Below are 19,714 nucleotides of genomic sequence, written 5' to 3' on the forward strand. Positions count from 1 at the left end.
GCCGGCGGCGCGGTCTGCGTGCACTGCCGCCCGCCCGGCGCGGCCACCCCGATGCTCGGCGTCCTCGACCACATGAGCGCCCTCAATCGTGGTGACTGGTCCGGCGTCGACGCCGTGCCCGAGGCCATGCGCCGCCAGGCCAGCGGGCTGATCGCCGCCCACCTGCAATGGCACCTGGAACGCCAGCTCCGCACCCTCCCGCTCATCGAACGCACCCGCCCCCACGAGGCGGTCGAGCGCACCGAAGCCGCCATCGGCTGAGGTCCGGGCGTTTCGGAAGTCCCGCGCGCGGGCCCGCGATGCCCTTGCGGATCGCCGCGATTCGAGCCGACGGCCTCCGGGCCGACGAGCCCGAGGACCGTCCGTCCCGTGGCGGACCTGTGGAGGTCCGGTGCCAATCCAGTGGGCGGCGTCCGGCGTCGCGGGGCGTCGGGCAGGATGGGGGCGTGATCGGGAACCGGAAGTCATCGACTGAGCAGCGTGTTGTGCGGCCGCCGTCGCCGCATCCGTCGGGGGCGAAGCCGCCGGCGATTCCGGCGGAGTTCGTGCCCAGGCATGTGGCGCTGGTGATGGACGGGAACGGGCGGTGGGCGCAGGAGCGCGGGCTGCCGCGCACCGCGGGGCACGAGCGCGGCGAGGCGGTGCTCATGGACACTGTCGAGGGCTGTATCGAGATGGGCGTGAAGTGGCTGTCGGCGTACGCGTTCTCCACCGAGAACTGGCGGCGCAGCCCGGACGAGGTCCGCTTCCTGATGGGCTTCAACCGCGATGTGATCCGCCGCCGCCGCGACGAGATGCACGAGATGGGTGTGCGGGTGCGGTGGGCCGGGCGGCGACCGCGCCTGTGGCGCAGCGTGATCAAGGAATTGGAGGTCGCGCAGGAGCTCACCAAGGACAATACGGTGATGACCCTGACCATGTGCGTCAACTACGGCGGCCGCGCCGAGATCGCCGATGCCGCACGGGAAATCGCGCGCCGGGTGGCCGCGGGGGAGCTGGATCCGGAGAAGGTCACCGAGGCCACCGTCGCCCAGTACCTGGACGAGCCCGATATGCCGGACGTGGACCTGTTCCTGCGCCCGTCGGGTGAGCTGCGCAGTTCCAACTTCCTGATCTGGCAGGCCGCGTACGCCGAATTCGTGTTCCAGGAAACGCTTTTCCCCGATTTCGATCGCCGTAATCTCTGGGCGGCCTGCCTGGAGTACGCCAAGCGCGACCGCCGTTTCGGAGGTGTGAAGTGACCGATCAGCTCACTCCCGCGGAGGCATTGCAGGATCGCGCCCGCGCCCTGCTGCTGCGCTACGGCATCGAGGTCCGCGAGGAGGAGGGCGGCCTCGGCTTCGAGTACGAGGGCGCGCTGTGCTCGCTGCGCGGGGTGAATCTGTCGCCGGGCCTGGATGTGCTGGCGCTCATGTGCATTCTGGCCTGGGACCGCCCGGTGAAGCCGCAGCTGCACAAGCGGGTCGCCGAGCGCAATGCCGCGCTCCAGTTCGGCACGCTGACCGTGGTGTCGCGCGAGAAGCTGGCGGATGTGATCCTGCGCTACACCTTCCCGGCCGCCGGGCTGGAGGACGAGCCGCTGGCCACCCTGCTGCTGTTGACGCTCTCCGGTGCGGGCCGCGCCCGCCAGGGCCTGCTGCCCTGACGGGGTTCACCCGGATCGATTCAGGGCTCACCGCCCGGAATCGGTTCAGGCCCGGGCGGTTTCGGGTTCCCCGGCGGCGTCGCGATAGCCGGGCAGGATCTCGGTGATGCCGCGCGCGAAGGTGTCGGGATCGGCGTCGCCGAGGATGAGGTGCTGCAGGATGATGCCCGGCAGCAGCCCGAGGAAGATCTTGGCGATGGCGTCGGTGTCGGCGTCCGGGGGGAACCAGCCCGCGTCGCGCATGCGGTTGGCGTAGTCGAACCACAGGCGGCGGAAGCCGAGGATGTTGGTGCGCACGTAGTCGGCGATATTGGCGTCGGTGAGGGCCAGCGCCCAGGCCTGCGGGATGACCCGTACGGGCCCGCCGGGGGCGCTGAGCTTGACGATGTCCTCGCTCATCAGCCGGATCAGTGCGGGGGGAGTGGGCAGCGGGTCGCTGTAGACGGCTTCGCTGAGGGTGGCGCGCAGGTCGACGGTGGCTTCGGTGGCGAGGGCCTCGATGATGTCGTTCTTGGATTTGAAGTAGCGGTAGACCGCTCCGGCGGAGAGCCCGGATTCGGCGAAGACGTCCTGCATGGTGGTGGCGTGCAGGCCTTTGCGGGCGAAGCAGGTCTGTGCGGCGTCGAGAATCTGTTGTCTGCGGCGTTCCAGGTGTGCATCGCTGACTATGGGCATGCGCCCAAAACTAAAACGAATATCCGTTCTCAACAAGCTGACAATGCGGTGTCAGCCCTGTCCCATCCGTTGCGAATTTGTGTGTGCCACGCGGGATTCCGGCTGGTCAGCCCTTCGCGGAGCAGCATTCGCGGCAGGTGCCGAAGATTTCCATGGTGTGGCTGATATCGGTGAATCCGTGCTCGGCGGCGATCGTGTCCGCCCATGCCTCCACGGTCGGTCCCTCGACCTCGACGGTGCGCCCGCAGCGGCGGCAGACCAGGTGATGGTGGTGGCCGCTGGAGCACTGCCGGTACACCGATTCGCCGGTGTCGGTGCGCAGCACGTCGACCATCCCGGCGTCGGCCAGCGATTGCAGGGTCCGGTAGACCGTGGTCAGGCCGATGCCCTCGCCGCGTTTGCGGAGTTCGTCGTGTAGTTCCTGCGCGGATCGGAATTCGTCGATGTCGGCCAGCAGGGCGGCGATGGCGCTGCGCTGGCGGGTGCTGCGGACCCCGACGGTCTTCTCGGTTGTTCCCACTGGTCAGCCTTCCTCGGCGTGCGCGACCGCGTCGATGACGATGTGCGCGAGATGCTCGTCGACCAGCTCGTAGATGACCTCGCGTCCGGTGCGCTCACCGCGCACCACCCCCGCGGATTTCAGGATCCGCAGGTGCTGGCTGATCAGCGGCTGGGTCACTCCGAGGGTATCGACGAGCTCGTGCACGCAGCGCGGCGACTCCCGCAGCTGCAGCACGATGGCGATGCGCACCGGCGCCGCGAGGGCGCGCAGCAGTTCCCCGGCGGAGTCGAGAATGGTGCGTGAGGGCACCACCGGCGGCTGCGGCGACCGGTACGGATACTCGTCGTGGGGAATCGCGGCCGGAGCCTCGGTCGCGACGTGCGAGCGCCGCAGGGGCGCGCCGCTGTCCGTGGTCATCGAACCAACTCCTTATTGGAAACCGATGCCATTCTTATATGCGCAATCACGCATGTCAAACGTGACACTCTGACGATCTCGAGGGTTCCGGGGTGGGGCATCGGTGTAAAAGGGCTGGCGCTGTGCAGATAGTCTGGACCTAATCCTTACCAATCTTCCGGACACGGATGGAGAACTGTTCAGTGGCACCCAAGTCGAAGGTGGACACCGTCGCCAATCTCGCCAAGCGTCGGGGTCTGGTGTACCCGAGCGGTGAGATCTATGGCGGAACGAGGTCGGCCTGGGATTACGGTCCGCTGGGCGTGGAGCTCAAGGAGAACATCAAGCGGCAGTGGTGGCGGTCCATGGTGACCAGCCGTGACGACGTGGTCGGCCTGGACTCGTCGATCATCCTGCCGCGTCCGGTGTGGGTGGCCTCGGGCCACGTCGCGGTGTTCAACGACCCGCTGGTGGAATGCCTCAACTGCCATAAGCGGCACCGGCAGGACCACCTGCAGGAGGCGTACGCCGAGAAGAACAAGATCGACGACCCGGACTCGGTGTCCATGGAGCTCGTCGTGTGCCCCGATTGCGGCACCGTGGGCAAGTGGACCGAGCCCAAGGACTTCAACATGATGCTGAAGACCTACCTGGGCCCGGTCGAATCCGAAGAGGGCATGCACTACCTGCGTCCGGAGACCGCGCAGGGCATCTTCGTCAACTACGACAACGTGGCGACCACCGCGCGCAAGAAGCCGCCGTTCGGCATCGCGCAGATCGGCAAGTCGTTCCGCAACGAGATCACCCCGGGCAACTTCATCTTCCGCACCCGCGAGTTCGAGCAGATGGAGATGGAGTTCTTCGTCAAGCCGGGCGAGGACGAGCAGTGGCACCAGTACTGGATCGACAACCGCATGGCCTGGTACACCGATCTCGGCATCGACCCGGAGAACCTGCGGCTGTACGAGCACCCGAAGGAGAAGCTGTCCCACTACTCCACCCGCACGGTGGACATCGAGTACCGCTTCCGATTCGCGGGCAGCGAGTGGGGCGAGCTCGAGGGTGTGGCCAACCGCACCGACTTCGACCTCAAGACGCATTCGGAGCACTCGGGCAAGGAGCTGGTCTACTTCGACCAGCAGACCGGTGAGCGCTACACCCCGTTCGTCATCGAGCCCGCGGCCGGTCTGACCCGTTCGCTGATGGCGTTCCTGGTCGACGCCTACCACGTCGAGCAGGTGCCGACCGCCAAGGGCGGCGTGGAGGATCGCACCACGCTGCGCCTGGATCCGCGGCTCGCGCCCGTCAAGGCGGCCGTACTGCCGTTGTCGCGCAACGCGGATCTGTCGCCGAAGGCCAAGGACCTGGCCGCGCAGCTGCGCCGGAACTGGAACGTGGACTTCGACGACGCCGGCGCCATCGGCCGCCGCTACCGTCGACAGGACGAGATCGGCACCCCGTTCTGCATCACGGTCGACTTCGACACGCTCGAGGATCACGCGGTCACGGTGCGTGAACGCGACTCGATGGCCCAGGAGCGGGTGGCCCTGGATCAGGTAGAGGGCTACCTGGCCGCGCGCCTCATCGGCGCCTGAACTCAGCCTCACGGAAAAGACCGGTCAATACCTGACCGGTCTTTTCTTTATTTCCTCGCTGCCGAAATTCGGAGTGTCATAGCGAAATTGGGTAACCCACTACTCGTGTTAACGGCCCATGACCGGGGCACTATTTGAGTATGTGGGCAACGGCGCCTTCTCCTGCCGAAGCTCGATCAGCCGAGGTGAGTCATGAGCGAGCGTGTTATAGGCCCCCGCTCGGGGCTGCAGTGGGTCTCTTTGGGAGACACCGGATCAACCTGCCCGGCCGCCAGGCCGACGGTGGCGGCGTTCCGGTCCTGGGCAGACTCCATACTGACCCAACCCAGTGACGAACTGGGCCGTGACGGGCCGGTTTGCCCGTACGTCCGGCCGGCGATGCGCCGCGATCTGCTGTGGCTCGCCCAGGTGCCGGCGGCGCGGCCGCGGCCGATGTGGGTGCGCGCGATCATTCGCGACGCCCTGGAACTGTATCCGGAACTGCCTACGGGGAACGGCAGTTCCACATCGGTGCTGCGCGCATTGATCACGGTATTTCCGAATTTGACCGACTATTCCTTGATCGACGAGATCCACCAGGAATTCAAGACCAAATTCGTGGAGCGCGGCTCGATGCTCGGGCAATTCTATCCGGGTTGTGATCAACCGGGCTTGTGGAACAAGGAGTTCCGCCCCCTGGACGCGCCGATGCCAATGCTGGTGGTGCGCACCATGATGACCACCGACTTCCCGTTCCTGCTCGACGAGCCCGAATGGGCGGACGCCTACGTGCGCAAGTTCGCGCCGACGCTGCCCACGCACGTGCGCTCGGTCATGGTGCGGCGCTTGACCTCCCGCCACGCCGCCCTGGTGCCCGCCTACGAGCCGGCGCCGGCGGACGAATCCTGCTCGACCAGCAGTTAGGTACACAATGACGCGCGTTTCGGGCCACACCTTCCCGCTATCCCCGGCGCAGCTGGGGATGTTCTACGCCCAGCAGCTGGATCCGGGCGTGCCGTTGTCGGAGGCCCAGTACATCGAGATGCGCGGACCGCTGGAGGTGCCGACGCTGCGCCGGGTGGCGGTGCGGGCGGCGCGCGAGTTCGGTTCGGGCGTGCTGCGATTCGTCGAGGCCGGGGACCAGCCGTATCAGGTGGTCGACGCCGAGATGGAGCGCGAGATCGGGTTCCTGGATCTCACCGATCGCACCGATCCGGTCGCCGAGGCGCTGGAGTGGATGCGCGCCGACGTGGCGCGGCCGATCGAACTGTTCGGCGCGAGCGCCGGGGTATCCACCGTGATCCGGGTCGGGGAGTCCCATCACCTGTGGTACACCAGAGCTCACCACCTTCTCATCGATGGATTCGGTTCGGTGACCATGCTGTATCGGGTCGCCGAGCTGTACAACGCCGCGGTGCGCGGGCAATCGGCGCCTCCCGGCACCGCGGCCTCGCTGCTGGAAGTGCACGAGGCGGAGATGGCGTACCGGGAGTCGTCCCGGTACGCCACCGACGAGCGCTACTGGCGCGAGGCCACCGCGGGCATGCCCGCCCGCTGCAGCCTGGTGGCGGCCACCGCCCCGGCCTGCGCGCTGGGGCGCGAGGCGCGCGCCCAGCTGGGTGACGGCACCGCCGCCCGGCTGGAGGCCGCCGCCCGCCGCTTCGACACCAGTTCCGCGACCGTGGTCATGGCGGCGGTGGCGCTCTACTACGCCCGCATGACCGCGACGCCGGACGTGGTGCTGAGCCTGCCGGTCTCCGGCCGCACCACCGCGGTGCTGCGGCGTTCGGGCGGCATGATCGCCAATGTGGTGCCGCTGCGCGTGCCGGTGCCGCGCACCGGACGGGTCGGCGAGGTGCTGGACGCGGTCCGGGTCGCGGCGTCGGGAGCCCTACGCCACCAACGCTTCCGCCACGAGGACATGCGCGCCGACTCGGACGGCGCGCCGGGTGACCCGCGGCGCGCCGAGTTCGGGCGGGGTATGGTCGGTCCGGTCATCAACATCATGTTGTTCCCGGCCGGGATCGATTTCGAGGGCGTCGAATCGAGCCTGCACGTGGTGACGTCGGGGCCCATCGAGGATCTGTTCGTCAACTTCTACCAGCACGGCGCGGGCACGCCGATTCATGTCGACTTCGCGGCGAATCCGCGGTTGTACGACGAGGATTCGCTGGCCCGGCATCATCGGCGGTTCCTGACCCTGCTGGATTCGCTGCTGTCGGCGGAGCCGGGTACGCCGGTGGGCGAACTGGATTACACGGTGGCGGACGAGAAGCCGCTGCTGGCGGGCGCGCACGGGAGGACCGCACCCGAGCCGCGGCTGCTGCCGGACATCCTGGCCGCCGGTCTGCGCCGGGCGGGTCCGGACGCGATCGCGGTCATGGCCGCCGACCGGCGACTGACCTACGGCGAGCTGGACGCCCTCTCGAATCGGCTGGCGCGCCGGATTCTGCGGGCGAGCGCTGCCGGGGCCGGCGCGGGAAAACAGCCGCAACCCGCGCTGGGGCCGGAATCGACAGTGCTGCTAGCGCTTCCACGGTCCATCGAAGCCGTGGTCGCGCTGTGGGCCGTCGCCAAGACCGGGGCCGCGTTCGTCCCGATCGGCACCGCCCTGCCCGCCGACCGGGTGGCGCGGATCGCCGCCGATGCGGGCGCGGTGCTGGGACTGGCGTTCGCGGAAACGTCTGCCGCGCTGTCTGGTTCGGCGCCGTGGATCACCCTCGACGACCTGCTCTGGGACGGGCGCGCGGAGGTTGCGGCCGGATCGGATGGCCGGGCCGCTGAGTCCGGGGCGGGAGCCGTGCCACCGCGTGACCCGTCGGCGGTGCTCGCCGAACTGTCGGATCGACCGTTGACCGGTGCCGAGGTGCGGGGGCGCCCGCGGATCGAGAATCCGGCGTATGTGGTGTTCACCTCGGGGTCCACGGGCGTGCCCAAGGGCGTGACGGTCACCCACGCGGGTCTGGCGGGTCTGGCGGAGGCGATCGTCTCCGCGTACGGCGTCGATCCGGATTCCCGTGTCCTGCAGTGCCTGAACCCGAGTTTCGACGCGGCGGTGCTGGAGTGGCTGATGGCGTTCGCCGCGGGCGCGACGCTGGTGGTGGCCGAACCGGATCCGGTGCTCGGGGCCGAATTGGCCGGGCTGGTCCGCGATTACGGCGTCACGCAGGTGTGTTCCACGCCCGCGGTGCTGTCCACGCTGGAGGCGGACGCCCTCGACGGCGTGCGCGCGGTGTCCTCCGGTGGTGAGCCGACGCCGCCGGATATCGTGGCGCGCTTCGGGCCCGGGCGGGATCTGCTGAACTCGTACGGACCCAGCGAGGCCACGGTGGCGGTCACCTACACGGGCGGCCTGGTCGCCGGTGTCGAAGCCGGTCTCGGCGATCCCATTCCGGGCGCGGGGATGCTGGTGCTGGATCGCTGGCTGCGTCCGGTGCCGATCGGTGTGGCGGGCGAGCTGTACGTGAGCGGTCCGGGGGTGGCGCGCGGGTACGTGGGCCGGCCCGGTCTGACCGCCGAACGGTTCCTGCCCGCGCCGGACGGTGCTGCCGGGGCTCGCATGTACCGCACCGGAGATCTGGTGCGCTGGACCGAGCACGGCGTGCTCGAGTACGTGGGACGCGGTGATTTCCAGGTCAAGTTGCGCGGTATGCGGATCGAACTGGGGGAGATCGACGCCGCGCTGAACGCGCACGCCGGGGTGGAGATCGCGGTGACCGTGGCGCGTCCGGGCCCGGGCGGCGGCACCGTGCTGGCCGCGTACGTGGTGCCGCACGCCGGGTACGCGGTCACCGAGGCCGAGCTGCTGGACCACGCCACCCATCGGCTGCCGCCGTACATGGTGCCCGCGACCGTCACCGTGCTGGGCGCGCTGCCGCTCACCGCCAACGGCAAGGTGGATCGTCGCGCCCTCCCGGAACCCGTTGTGGCGCAACCGGTCGACGCCGGGTCGGCCGCCTCCGAGACCGAGCGCGCGCTGTGCACGCTGTTCGCCGATGTGCTCGGCGTCCCCGAGGTCGGCCCGGGCACCTCGTTCTTCGCCCTGGGCGGCGACTCGATCATGGCCATCACCCTGGTCTCGCGCGCCCGCGCGGCGGGCCTGGTGTTCTCCGCCCGTGAGGTGTTCGAGCATCGGACCCCGGCGGGACTGGCCGCGGTGGTCACGCGGCTGGAGGATCGCCACGAGCGGCTGGCCGAGCTCCCCGGCGGCGGCGTCGGCCGGCTGCCGTTGACGCCGGTCGCGTCCTGGCTGCTGAGCCGTCCCGGCTGGCGGCATTTCGCCCAGTCGATGGTGGTTCAGGTGCCGGTGGGGGCCGAACCCGCGATGGTGCTCGGCGCGGTGCAGGCGGTGCTCGACCGCCACGACATGCTGCGGGCCCGCGTCGTCGACACCGATGACGGGCCGCGATTGGATGTCGCCCCACCGGAATCCGTCGAGGCGGCGACGCTGCTGACCCGAATCGACTGTGCCGCGGTGCGGGGCGTCGCGGGCGACGGGCACGGCGAGCCGGAGGCCGAGGTCGTGATCACCGCCGACGCGATCGATCGCGCCTTGGCGGCGGCCGTCGACCGCCTGGATCCCAGAGCGGGGTCGATGGTCGCCCTGACCTGGCTGGACGCGGGTGCGGGCCGTTCGGGACGGCTGGCGATGGCTGTGCACCACCTGGCCTGTGACGCGGTGTCGTGGCGAATCCTGTTGCCCGATTTGATGTCCGCCTGGGCGCAGGTCGTCTCCGGCGCCCGGCCGGAACTGCGCGAGACGGGGACGTCGATGCGCGCGTGGTCGTATGCGCTGGCCGCCGTCGCGAATGCCGATGCCCGCGGCCAGGATCAGACGGACGGCGCGGTGGCGGACCTGCCGTGGCCGAGACGGGAACTCGGATACTGGCGCGACGTCCTGACCGCGGCTACCCCGATCGGAACGCGTGCGCTGGACCCGGCGGTGGACACGCACCGCACCGCCGCCCGCATCGATCTCGCAGTGCCGGAGGACGTTTCGTCGATCCTGGTCGCACGGCTCGCGGGAACCTACCGCTGCGGCGTCGAGGACGCCCTGCTGGCCGCCTTGACCCTGGCGCTCGCCCGCCGGCGGGCCGCGCGCGGCGACGCCGAGCCGGCGAGCACCGTGGTCACGGTCGAGCGGCACGGTCGCGACGAGACGGCCGTCGCGGGAGCGGACCTGTCGCGGACGGTCGGCTGGTTCACCGCGCAGGTGCCGGTCCGGCTGGGACCCGTTGCCATGACCGGCGATTCGGGTCCCGGAGCGGTGGAATCGGTGCTGAAGAACGTCAAGGAGCAGCTGCGGGCGGTGCCGCGCGGCGGCCTCGGCTACGGACTGCTGCGCTACCTGAACCCCGAGACCGCCGCCGAGCTCGCCGCCTGCCCCGAGCCGCGGCTCGGCTTCAACTACCTGGGCCAGATTCCCGATATCGAGATCGAGGGCGATTGGCTGCCGATCGCGGTCGGCGACCGGCTGGGCGGGCACGCCGACCCGGCCATGCCGCTGGCGGCGGTGCTGTCGGTGGACGCCGTCACCCTGGAGTCGGCGGCCGGGCCGCGGATCCGCGCCGTGTGGCAGTACGCCACCGGGGCGATCGCCGCCGAAGAGGTGGAAACTCTGTCGCGCGAATGGCTTTCGGCGCTGGGTGAGATCGCCGCGCTGCTCGAGCGGCCCGAGGCGGGCGGCCTCACCCCGGCCGATGTGCCGCTGGTCGAGGTCGCGCAATCCGAGATCGACACCTGGGAGCGGACTTTCGGCCGGCTGGCCGACGCCTGGCCGCTGACACCGTTGCAGCGCGGCCTGCTGTTCCAGGCCCAGTTGGCCGAAGGCCGCTCGGACGGCTATTCGGTGCAGGCGGTCATCGACGTGGACGCCGACCTCGATCCGGATCGGCTCAGGGCTGCCGCCGAAGCCTTGGTCCGCCGCCACGATGTGCTGCGCGCCGGGTTCCTCACCTCGGATGCCGGTGCTGTCCAGGTGATTCCGGCCGAGGTGGCGGCTCCGTGCGAGTATCGCGAGGCGATCGGCGCGACCGCCGAGGAACTCGATGCCCTGGCCGCGGCCGAACTGGGCGTCCCCTTCGCCGTGGACCGCCCGCCGCTGATCCGCTTCCTGTGCGTCGCGGCGGGCGAGCGCCGTTTCCGGCTGGTCATCACCAACCACCACCTGATCCTCGACGGCTGGTCCATGCCGCTGCTGTTCGCGGAACTCATCGGCCTCTACGAAACCTCCGGTGACGACACCGGTTTCGCGCCGCCGGTCCCCTTCCGCACCCACCTGGAATGGCTGGCCGCCCGCCCCGTCGAACGGGCTCGCATCGCCTGGACGGAAGCCCTGGCGGGTCTCGACGGCCCCACCCTGATCGCCCCCACCGCCCCGCGCGCTGCCGCCGCGACCGCGCCGGTCGCCCACGAGGTCCCGCTCCCCGCGGGCCTGCCGGACGCTCTGCGCCGCACGGCCGCGGCCTGCCAGGTCACGGTCAACACACTGGTCCAGGCCGCGTGGGCGCTGCTGCTGGCCGAGCGGACCGGCGCGACCGATATCGTCTTCGGCGCCACGGTGTCCGGGCGCCCGCCGGAACTACCCGGCTCGGACCGCATGGTCGGCATGCTGGTGAACACCGTCCCGGTCCGGATCACCCTGAACCCGGCCGAATCCATCGCCGACCTGCTCACCCGCGTCCAGCACGACCAGGCCGCCCTGGCCGAACACCAGCACCTGGGTCTGGACGAGATCCACGCCGCCACCGGTCGCGGTCAACTCTTCGACACCGCCACCGTCTTCGAGTCCTACCCGGTCGACGCGGCCACCCTGGCCGCCGCGACCCGCCACGCCGACCTCGCCGTCACCAACCTGCGCGCCCAGGACGGCACCCACTACCCCCTCTCACTGGCCGCCTACGCCCACGACGGCCTCCGACTGGAACTCACCCGCTCACCCCGCTATTTCGATGCCGACCAAGCCGATTCGATCGCCGAATCCCTGTCCCGCCTCCTCGTCGCCCTGACCGGCCGGTCGACCCGCCGAATCGCCACACTCACCGGCACGAGCCCGGCCGCCGACATCGCGATCCGCCACGGCGGTCCCGCAGCCGCACCCCGCCTCCTCCCGGACCTGCTGGGTTCCGGCGCTTCCCCGAACACCCTCGCGATCCGCGCCGCCGTCCCACCCGCCGCCGGAGAGGTCGGTACCGGACCCGTCGCCGGAGAGGTCGCCACGGCACCCGCCGATGCCAATGTGGGGGCCACCGTGCCGGGCGCCGCGAACTGCGGCGCGGCGGGTGCGAGCCGGGCTGCGGATTCCCGGCTCGGCCAGAGTGTCCGGGACCTCACCTACGGCGAGTTGGAGGCCATCGCGAATCGGTTGGCGCGCAGGTTGATCGCCGCGGGGGCGGGGCCGGAGCGGACCGTGCTGGTCGCGCTGCAGCGGTCGGTTCAGTCGATGGTCGCGGTGTGGGCGATCGCGAAGTCCGGTGCCGCTTTCGTGCCGGTGGACATCACCCAGCCCGCCGCCCGGACCAGTGCCGTCGCCGCGGAATGTGGTGCGGTACTGGGGGTTAGCGGCGTTGCGCAGGCGGCCGAGTTGCCTGATGACGTCTCGTGGCTGCGGCTCGATGACGAACGGTTCACCGCCGAGATCGCGGCGCTTTCCGGCGAGGCGGTCACCGACGCGGATCGCATCGCGCGCCTGCGGCCCGAGCACGCGGCTTATGTCGTGTTCACCTCCGGGTCCACGGGCACGCCGAAGGGTGTCGTGGTGTCGCATGCCGGGCTTGCGGGCATGGTGGCCGAGACCGTGCGGCGCGGCGGGATCGACCGTGACGCGCGCGTCCTGCACTGCCTGAACCCGGCTTTCGACGCCGCGATGCTGGTGTGGATGTCCGCCTTCGCCGCCGGAGCGACCCTGCTCGTCGCGCCGCCGGAGGCGAATGCCGGAGCCGAGCTGGCCGCAGCCATTCGTGCGGGCGCCGCGACGCACCTGGTCTGCACGCCGAGCGTGCTCGGCACCCTCGACCCGGCCGACCTGACGGGCGTCCGCAATGTCATCCTCGGCGGTGAGGCCTGCCCGCCCGCGCTGGTGACCCGCTTCGGCGGCGGGCGTGACCTGGTGAATTCCTACGGCCCGGCCGAAACCACCATCGCCGCCGGCTTCGGCGATCCGATGACGACCGACGCCACGACGCTGATCGGCGCGCCGGTGCCCGGGACGACCCTGCGAGTCCTCGACAGCTGGCTGCGACCGGTACCCCTCGGCGCGATCGGCGAACTGTACGTGAGCGGTCCGGGTCTGGCGCGCGGCTACGCGAACCGTGCGCCACTGTCCGCGAGCCGTTTCGTCGCCGATCCCTTCGACGCCGGTCGGCGCATGTACCGCACCGGCGACCTGATGCGCTGCACCGCAGCGGGTTTCGAGTATCTGGGCCGCACCGACTACCAGGTCAAGATTCGCGGTATCCGTGTGGAGCCCGAAGAGGTCGACGCCGTCCTGCTCACCCATCCGCGCGTCGACGCCGCGGCGACGGTGGCCCGCCGGAACCCGGCCGGTGCGATGGCGCTGTGCTCGTATGTCACCGTCGACGCTCCGATCCCGGTGTCCGAGCTGCTGGCCTGGGTCTCGGATCGGCTGCCGCGCTATCTGATCCCCGCGAGTCTGCGGATCCTGCCGGAGCTGCCGCGCACCCAGACTGGCAAGCTGGACCTGCGCGCCCTCCCGGAACCCGCACTGGCACAGGCGGACTACGTCGAGCCCACCGGCCTGGCGATCACCGTCGCCGAAACCTACGCCGAGGTGCTGGGCCTGGATCGCGTCGGCGCGCGCGACGACTTCTTCGCCCTCGGCGGCGATTCCCTCATCGCGACCCGCGTCGCCGCCCGCCTGGCCGCACACCTCGACCGCACGGTGCCCGTTCGTCTGCTGTTCGAGGCCCCGGTGGTCGCCGAACTGGCCGACCGCCTGACCGCTGGCGAATCCGGCGCCGCCACAACGGCTCCGACCCGGGCCGAGCGCCCCTCCGTGATTCCGCTCTCCCCGGCGCAGCAGCGCATGTGGTTCGTGAACCGCTTCGACCCGGCGTCCCCGGCCTACAACGTGCCCGTGGCCCTGCGCCTGACGGGCCGCCTGGACCACGCCGCCCTGCGCGCCGCGCTCCGTGACGTCCTGAATCGCCACGAAACCCTGCGCACCGTCTACCCCGATATCGACGGCGTCGGCATGCAGCGGGTCCTCGACGCGGACGAGGTCCCGCTCGAGCTCGAGCCGATTCCGGTGACCGTCGGCGCCCTGCCCGCGATGGTCGCGGAAACCATCGGCGAAGGCTTCGATGTCACGGCCGCCGTCCCGCTGCGCGTGCGCGTCTTCCGGATCGACGCGACCGCCGGTGAGCTGAACGACCACGTCGTCGTCCTCGTCGCGCACCACATCGCGACCGACGGATTCTCCATGGCCCCGCTGACCCGCGATGTGGCCGCGGCCTACGCGACTCGCGCGTCCGGGGAGGTCCCGGCCTGGGAGCCGCTGCCGGTGCAGTACGCGGATTACACCCTGTGGCAACGGGATCGGCTGGGTGATGAGGACGATCCCCGATCGCCGGCCGCCCGGCAGGTCGCCTACTGGGCGGACACGCTGGCCGGGGTGCCGGATCATCTGGAGTTGCCGACCGACCGTCCCCGCCCGGCCCGCGCCTCGCACCGAGCGGCCGAATGCGCCGCGCGCGTGGACCGCACCTTGACCGACGCGATCGAGCGGTACGCCCGCGAGCATCGGGCGACGCCGTTCATGGTGGTGCACGCGGCCCTGGCCGTCCTGCTGGCCCGGCTCGGCGGGACCGGCGATGTCGTGGTCGGCACCCCGGTCGCGGGCCGCGGCGTGCGCGAACTCGACGACCTGGTCGGCATGTTCGTGAACACACTGGTCCTGCGCACCGACATCCGGCCCGCGGAGGGTTTCGGGGCCCTGCTGGACCGGGTGCGCGACACCGATCTGGCGGCTTTCGAGCACGCGGACGTGCCGTTCGAGCGGCTGGTCGAGGTCCTGTCCCCGGCCCGCTCGGAGGCCCGCCACCCCCTGGTCCAGGTCATGCTGGTGTTCCAGAACCTGCCCATGCCGGAACTGCGACTGCCCGACCTGACCGTGGCTCCGCTCGAATTGCCGCAGACCAACAGCCGATTCGACCTGAGCCTCACCGTGATCGGCGACGCCGACGGCTTGGACGTGCGCTGCTGCTACGCGACGGACCTGTTCGACGCCGCCACCATGACCGATTTCACCGACCGGCTGGTTCACCTTTTGGGCGAGGTCACGACCGAATCCCCGCGCCCGATCGGCGATCTGGACCTGCTCACCCCGGCCGAGCGGCACCGGCTCGGCGCCGGCCCCGCCCCGGTGACACCCCCGCGCACCCTGGCCGACATCATGGCCGACGCCGTCGCCGCCAACCCGGACGGCCTCGCCGTGATCTGCGGCGACCGCAGCATGACCTACCGCGAACTCGATGCCCGCGCCGAGCGGGTGGCCCGACGGCTCGCGGCCGCGGGCGCCCGCCCGGAAACCCTGGTGGCCGTGGGTATTCCGCGCTCGATCGAATCGGTGGTGGCGGTCTGGGCCGTCGCGCGCACCGGCGCGGCCTTCGTGCCCGTGGACCCGGCCTACCCGCCCGACCGCATCGCCCGCATCATCGAGGTGTCCGGCGTGCGGCTCGGTCTCACGGTCACCGACCAGCGCCACCGGCTCCCCGAATCCGTGCACTGGTGGTGCCTCGACGAGCCCGACACCGGCGACCACCCGCCCGAACTCGCCGAAATCCCCAGGAACACGGCCACTCCCGCGTACGTCATCTTCACCTCGGGTTCGACCGGCGCGCCCAAGGGCGTGGTGGTGTCCCATGCGGGCCTGGCGAATCTGGCTGCCGCACAGCGTGAGCGGGACGAGATCACCCGGGATTCGCGCGTCCTGCACGTCGCCTCACCCAGTTTCGACGCCTCGGTGGTGGAGCTGCTCATGGCTGTCGGCGCGGCCGCCACCCTGGTCGTGGCGCCGCCGGCCGTCTTCGCCGGACTCGAACTCGGGGAACTGCTGTCCCACGAACGCGTCTCGCACATCGCCCTCACCCCGTCGGCCCTGGCCACCGTGGACCCCACGGGCCTGGACGATCTGCGCCTGATCGTCACCGGCGGCGAGCCCTGCCCGCCCGAGCTGGTGACGGCGTGGGCCGCCCGGGGCCGCCGCCACTTCAACGACTACGGCCCGACCGAGGCCACCGTGTGGGCCGTCGGCGGAGCGGTGCGCCCCGGCGAGCCGATCACCATCGGCGTCCCCGCGCCCGGCGCGCGCGCCCTGGTCCTCGACGAGCGACTGCGCCCGGTCCCCGACGGCGTGGTCGGCGAACTGTATCTGTCCGGAATCTGCCTGGCCCGCGGCTATTTCGGCCGCCACGACCTGACCGCCGCCCGCTTCGTCGCCGACCCGCTTGGCGTGCCGGGGGAGCGCATGTACCGCACCGGCGACCTGGTGCGCCGCCGCGCCGGGAACCTGGAATACCTGGGCCGCACCGACACCCAGGTCAAACTGCGCGGCCTGCGCATCGAACTCGGCGATGTCGAGGCGGCGCTGACCGCCGAACCGTCGGTCGCGCGGGCGGTCGCGGTCGTGCGCGACGACGGTCGCGGCGGTCTGCTGGCCGCCTACGTGGTCGCCGCACCCGGTGCCGAGCCGGTACCGGACGCGCTGAAGAAGGCTGTAGCGCACCGGCTCCCGTCCTACATGGTGCCCTCCGCGGTCCTGGTGTTGCCGGACCTGCCGCGCACCGCCAATGGCAAACTGGATCTGGACGCGCTGCCGGCCCCGCAGCGGGCGGCCCGCGCCGAACGGCCCCCCGAAGGGCCCGTCGAGACCGCGGTGGCGGCGGCCTTCGCCGAGGTGCTCGGCATCGACCGGGTGTGGCGCGATGACGATTTCTTCGCGCTCGGCGGCAATTCGCTGATCGCCACCCGGGTCGTGGCCCGGGTGGGCGCCGCCCTGGACACCGTCGTGGCGGTGCGGGCGCTCTTCGACGCCCCGACCGTGGCCGAGCTGGCCGCACTGGTGGCGGCGGGCGGCGCGTCCGACCGCCCGCGTCCGGGACCGCGCCCGCGCCCGGCGCGGATTCCGCTCTCGGCGGCACAGCAGCGCATGTGGTTCCTCAACCGCTACGACCCGGGCTCACCGCTCTACAACATTCCCGGCGCCTTCGACATCGACGGTGCCCTCGACGTCTCGGCGCTGCGCGCCGCGATCGACGATGTCGTGGCCCGGCACGAGACGCTGCGGACGATCTACCCCGCCGGGCCCGACGGGCTGCCGGATCAGCGGATTCTGCCGCCGACACCGGGTTCCACGCCGATCACCGAACTGGGGGTCGCGGCCGACGGTATCCACGCCGCGCTGATCGCCCAGCTGTCGCGGGGCTTCGACATCACCCGCGAAACTCCGCTGCGGGTCTGCGTACTGCACATCTCGCCCGAACGCACCGTTCTGGCGCTGGCCGTGCACCACATCGCGGCCGACGGCTGGTCGATGGCGCCCTTGGCACGAGATGTCGTGTACGCGTTCGCCGCTCGCACCGCGGGGGTCGCGCCCGCCTGGACGCCGCTGCCGCTGCAGTACGCCGACTACGCCCTGTGGCAGCACGAATTGCTGGGCGTGGAGCGCGATCCCGGCAGCCTCGCGAGCCGGCAGCTGGAGTTCTGGCGCGCCACCCTGGCCGGTCTGCCCGAGGTCCACGCCCTGCCCACCGACCGCCCCCGCCCGGCGCTGCCGTCCGGTTCCGGTGATCGCGTCGAATTCACCATCCCCGCAACCGTTCAGGACCGCGTTCAGCAGCTGTCCCGCGCCCACGGAGCGACCCCGTTCATGGTGGTGCACGCCGCGCTCGCGGTGCTGCTGGCCCGGCTGTCGGGTCACCCGGATATCGCCCTGGGCTCGGTGGTCGCGGGTCGCGGCGACGGCGAATTCGACGACCTGGTAGGCATGTTCGTCAATACCGTGGTGTTGCGCTCGCAGGTCGATCCGGCCGCCGGATTCGCCGCCACCCTCGATGCGGTCCGCCGCGCCGACCTGGCTGTCTACGGCAATCTGGACCTGCCGTTCGAGCGACTGGTGGAGGCGCTGGCCCCGGTCCGCTCCACCGCCCATCACCCGCTGTTCCAGGTGCTGCTGGCCTTCCAGAACGTTCGGACCGAGCGAACCGCGCTGCCGGGCTTGGCGGTCCGCCCGCTGGACGCGCCCGCGCCCGGTTCCAAGTTCGATCTCGAATGGATGCTGGCCGAACAGTTCGGCGACGCGGGGGAGCCCGCGGGCATCACCGCCTCCCTCACCTTCGCCACCGACCTGTTCGACCGCGCCACCGCCACCGCCATGGCGGACGGGTTTCTCGCGCTCCTGGACGCGATGACCGCGGATCCGCTGGCGGCGGTCGGCGGCATCGAGGTGGCCGGGGCCGGACTGCCGGCGCTGACGGTGAGCCCCCACGACGAGCCGCGCCCGGTGGCGCAGGCTCCGGCCCAGCGCGGCTATCGCGCCGCGCGGACCGACGAGGAACGCGTCCTGGTCGCCGCCTTCGAAGCCGTGCTGGAGTCGCCGCGAGTCGGCGTGGACGACAACTTCTTCGATATCGGCGGCAACTCGATGGGCGCGGTCCGCGTCGTCACCCAGGTGCGTGAGGCGACCGGCATTCCGATGCGGCTGCAGTGGATGTTCCTCGATCCCACACCCGCCGCGCTGGCGCGACGACTCGGCGAAGCCGCCGCGCAACCGGACGTGGAGGAGTCGATGCGGGTCCTGCTGCCCATGCGCCCGCAAGGGGACGGTCCCGCCCTGTTCTGCGTGCACCCGGCCATCGGATTGGCCTGGTGCTACGGCGGATTGGTCCGCTACATCGACGGGACGCACCCCATCTACGGCATCCAGTCCCCGGGCGTCACCGACGGCGGGACGGCCGACCGCACCGTGCGCGACCTGGCCGTGCGTTATGCCGAGGAGATCCGCCGGGTTCAGCCCGAGGGCCCCTACCAGCTGCTGGGCTACTCGGCGGGCGGTCCGCTGGCGCACGCCACGGCCGTCGAACTGCGCCGCCGCGGCGCGGAGGTGCCGGCGCTGATCATGCTCGACTCCCGCGCCGACGTCGCCGTATCGGACGACACCGCCATTCCGCCGCTGTCGCTGCTGCTGGCCGAGTTCGGCGGCATCGACATCCCGCCCGAACTCGACCACCTGACCACCGCCCAGGCGTCCGAACTGCTGGAATCGACCGGAATCAGTTTCACCGCAACCGAACTGGAGCACGTCTACGGGGACCTGTGTCACGTGCTGCGACAGATCGCCGCCCACGAGCACGAGGTCTTCGACGGCGACCTGCTGTTCATCGCCGCCGCCGGCAACCCGGACCCCACCCCGAATGTCCGCACCTGGCGGCCCTACATCGCGGGCCGGATCGACCACCGCCCCGTGGAGTTCGGGCACAACCGGCTCACCACCCCCGAGGCGTGGGCGCAGATCGGCCCCCTGGTCGCGGCGTACCTGAGCCGCTGATCCTGGCCGCGACCGGGCCGACTGGGGAACAATGGGCGCGGAAACCCGGTCGGCTACGGAAGGTTCGGAGAAGTGTCGGTGAAGGGGTCGGCGGACAAGAGGGGCCTGCTGCACGCGGCCGCGGTCGGGGTGGGCGCGCTCGGCGCGGGCGAGCTGCTCGCCGCGGCGCGCGGCGGCTCCATGCTCGACGGAATCGGGCGGCTGGCCGCGGATTACGCGCCCGTGCGGGTGGTCGAGACCATGGTCGCGCGGGCCGGGGAACACGACAAGGAGATGACCCGGCTCGGCGTCGCGCTGTGGGGGGTGGGCGCGGCCGTCGGCACGGCGCTGCTCCCGCCGCGGCTGCGCACCCCCGCGGC

The 19,714-nt window shown here is 71.1% G+C and carries 10 protein-coding genes; 7 read left to right on the forward strand and 3 right to left on the reverse strand.

The genetic code is table 11. From position 1 onward, the window contains the following. From ACWELJ_RS26590 to ACWELJ_RS26600, 3 genes are all read left to right on the forward strand, one after another. Positions 1-261, forward strand: a 261-nt coding sequence (locus ACWELJ_RS26590) for a DNA repair protein RecO C-terminal domain-containing protein (protein ID WP_452368862.1), incomplete at its 5' end; no start/stop codon positions are given. Positions 262-446: 185 nt separating this feature from the next. Next, positions 447-1,241 (forward strand): isoprenyl transferase, encoded by a 795-nt coding sequence (locus ACWELJ_RS26595; RefSeq protein ID WP_452368863.1) that lies wholly within the window; start codon positions 447-449, stop codon positions 1,239-1,241. Further along, positions 1,238-1,645, forward strand: a complete 408-nt coding sequence (locus ACWELJ_RS26600; protein ID WP_452368864.1) for a hypothetical protein — start codon at positions 1,238-1,240, stop codon at positions 1,643-1,645. Before ACWELJ_RS26595 ends, ACWELJ_RS26600 begins: the two co-directional genes overlap by 4 nt. Before the next feature lie 45 nt (positions 1,646-1,690). Here the strand turns inward: ACWELJ_RS26600 and ACWELJ_RS26605 are convergent, their stop codons facing one another. From ACWELJ_RS26605 to ACWELJ_RS26615, 3 genes are all read right to left on the reverse strand, one after another. Continuing rightward, positions 1,691-2,320 carry a TetR/AcrR family transcriptional regulator gene (locus ACWELJ_RS26605; protein ID WP_452368865.1) on the reverse strand — a complete coding sequence of 210 codons (630 nt, stop codon included), beginning with the start codon at positions 2,318-2,320 and terminating at the stop codon, positions 1,691-1,693. 106 nt (positions 2,321-2,426) lie between these two features. Then, on the reverse strand, positions 2,427-2,840 hold the full coding sequence (locus ACWELJ_RS26610) for a Fur family transcriptional regulator (protein WP_452368866.1): 414 nt from the start codon (positions 2,838-2,840) through the stop codon (positions 2,427-2,429). Between the two features lie 3 nt (positions 2,841-2,843). Continuing rightward, complete coding sequence (locus ACWELJ_RS26615) at positions 2,844-3,239, reverse strand: ArsR/SmtB family transcription factor (RefSeq protein WP_213560109.1); 396 nt, start codon at positions 3,237-3,239, stop codon at positions 2,844-2,846. 182 nt (positions 3,240-3,421) lie between these two features. On the opposite strand from ACWELJ_RS26615, the gene ACWELJ_RS26620 reads away from it, so the two are divergent. From ACWELJ_RS26620 to ACWELJ_RS26635, 4 genes are all read left to right on the forward strand, one after another. Beyond that, the gene (locus tag ACWELJ_RS26620; RefSeq protein ID WP_452368867.1) at positions 3,422-4,813 is read left to right on the forward strand and encodes a glycine--tRNA ligase; all 1,392 of its coding nucleotides are present in this window, start codon (positions 3,422-3,424) and stop codon (positions 4,811-4,813) included. 192 nt (positions 4,814-5,005) lie between these two features. Next, positions 5,006-5,716 (forward strand): DUF6875 domain-containing protein, encoded by a 711-nt coding sequence (locus ACWELJ_RS26625; RefSeq protein WP_452368868.1) that lies wholly within the window; start codon positions 5,006-5,008, stop codon positions 5,714-5,716. Between the two features lie 7 nt (positions 5,717-5,723). Continuing rightward, positions 5,724-19,355: an amino acid adenylation domain-containing protein gene (locus ACWELJ_RS26630; RefSeq protein WP_452368869.1), complete on the forward strand. Its 13,632-nt coding sequence runs from the start codon at positions 5,724-5,726 to the stop codon at positions 19,353-19,355. Between the two features lie 72 nt (positions 19,356-19,427). Then, positions 19,428-19,714: hypothetical protein (locus ACWELJ_RS26635; protein ID WP_452368870.1), on the forward strand; the 287-nt coding region annotated here is incomplete at its 3' end.

The sequence above is a fragment of the Nocardia sp. NPDC004582 genome, assembly GCF_053602115.1.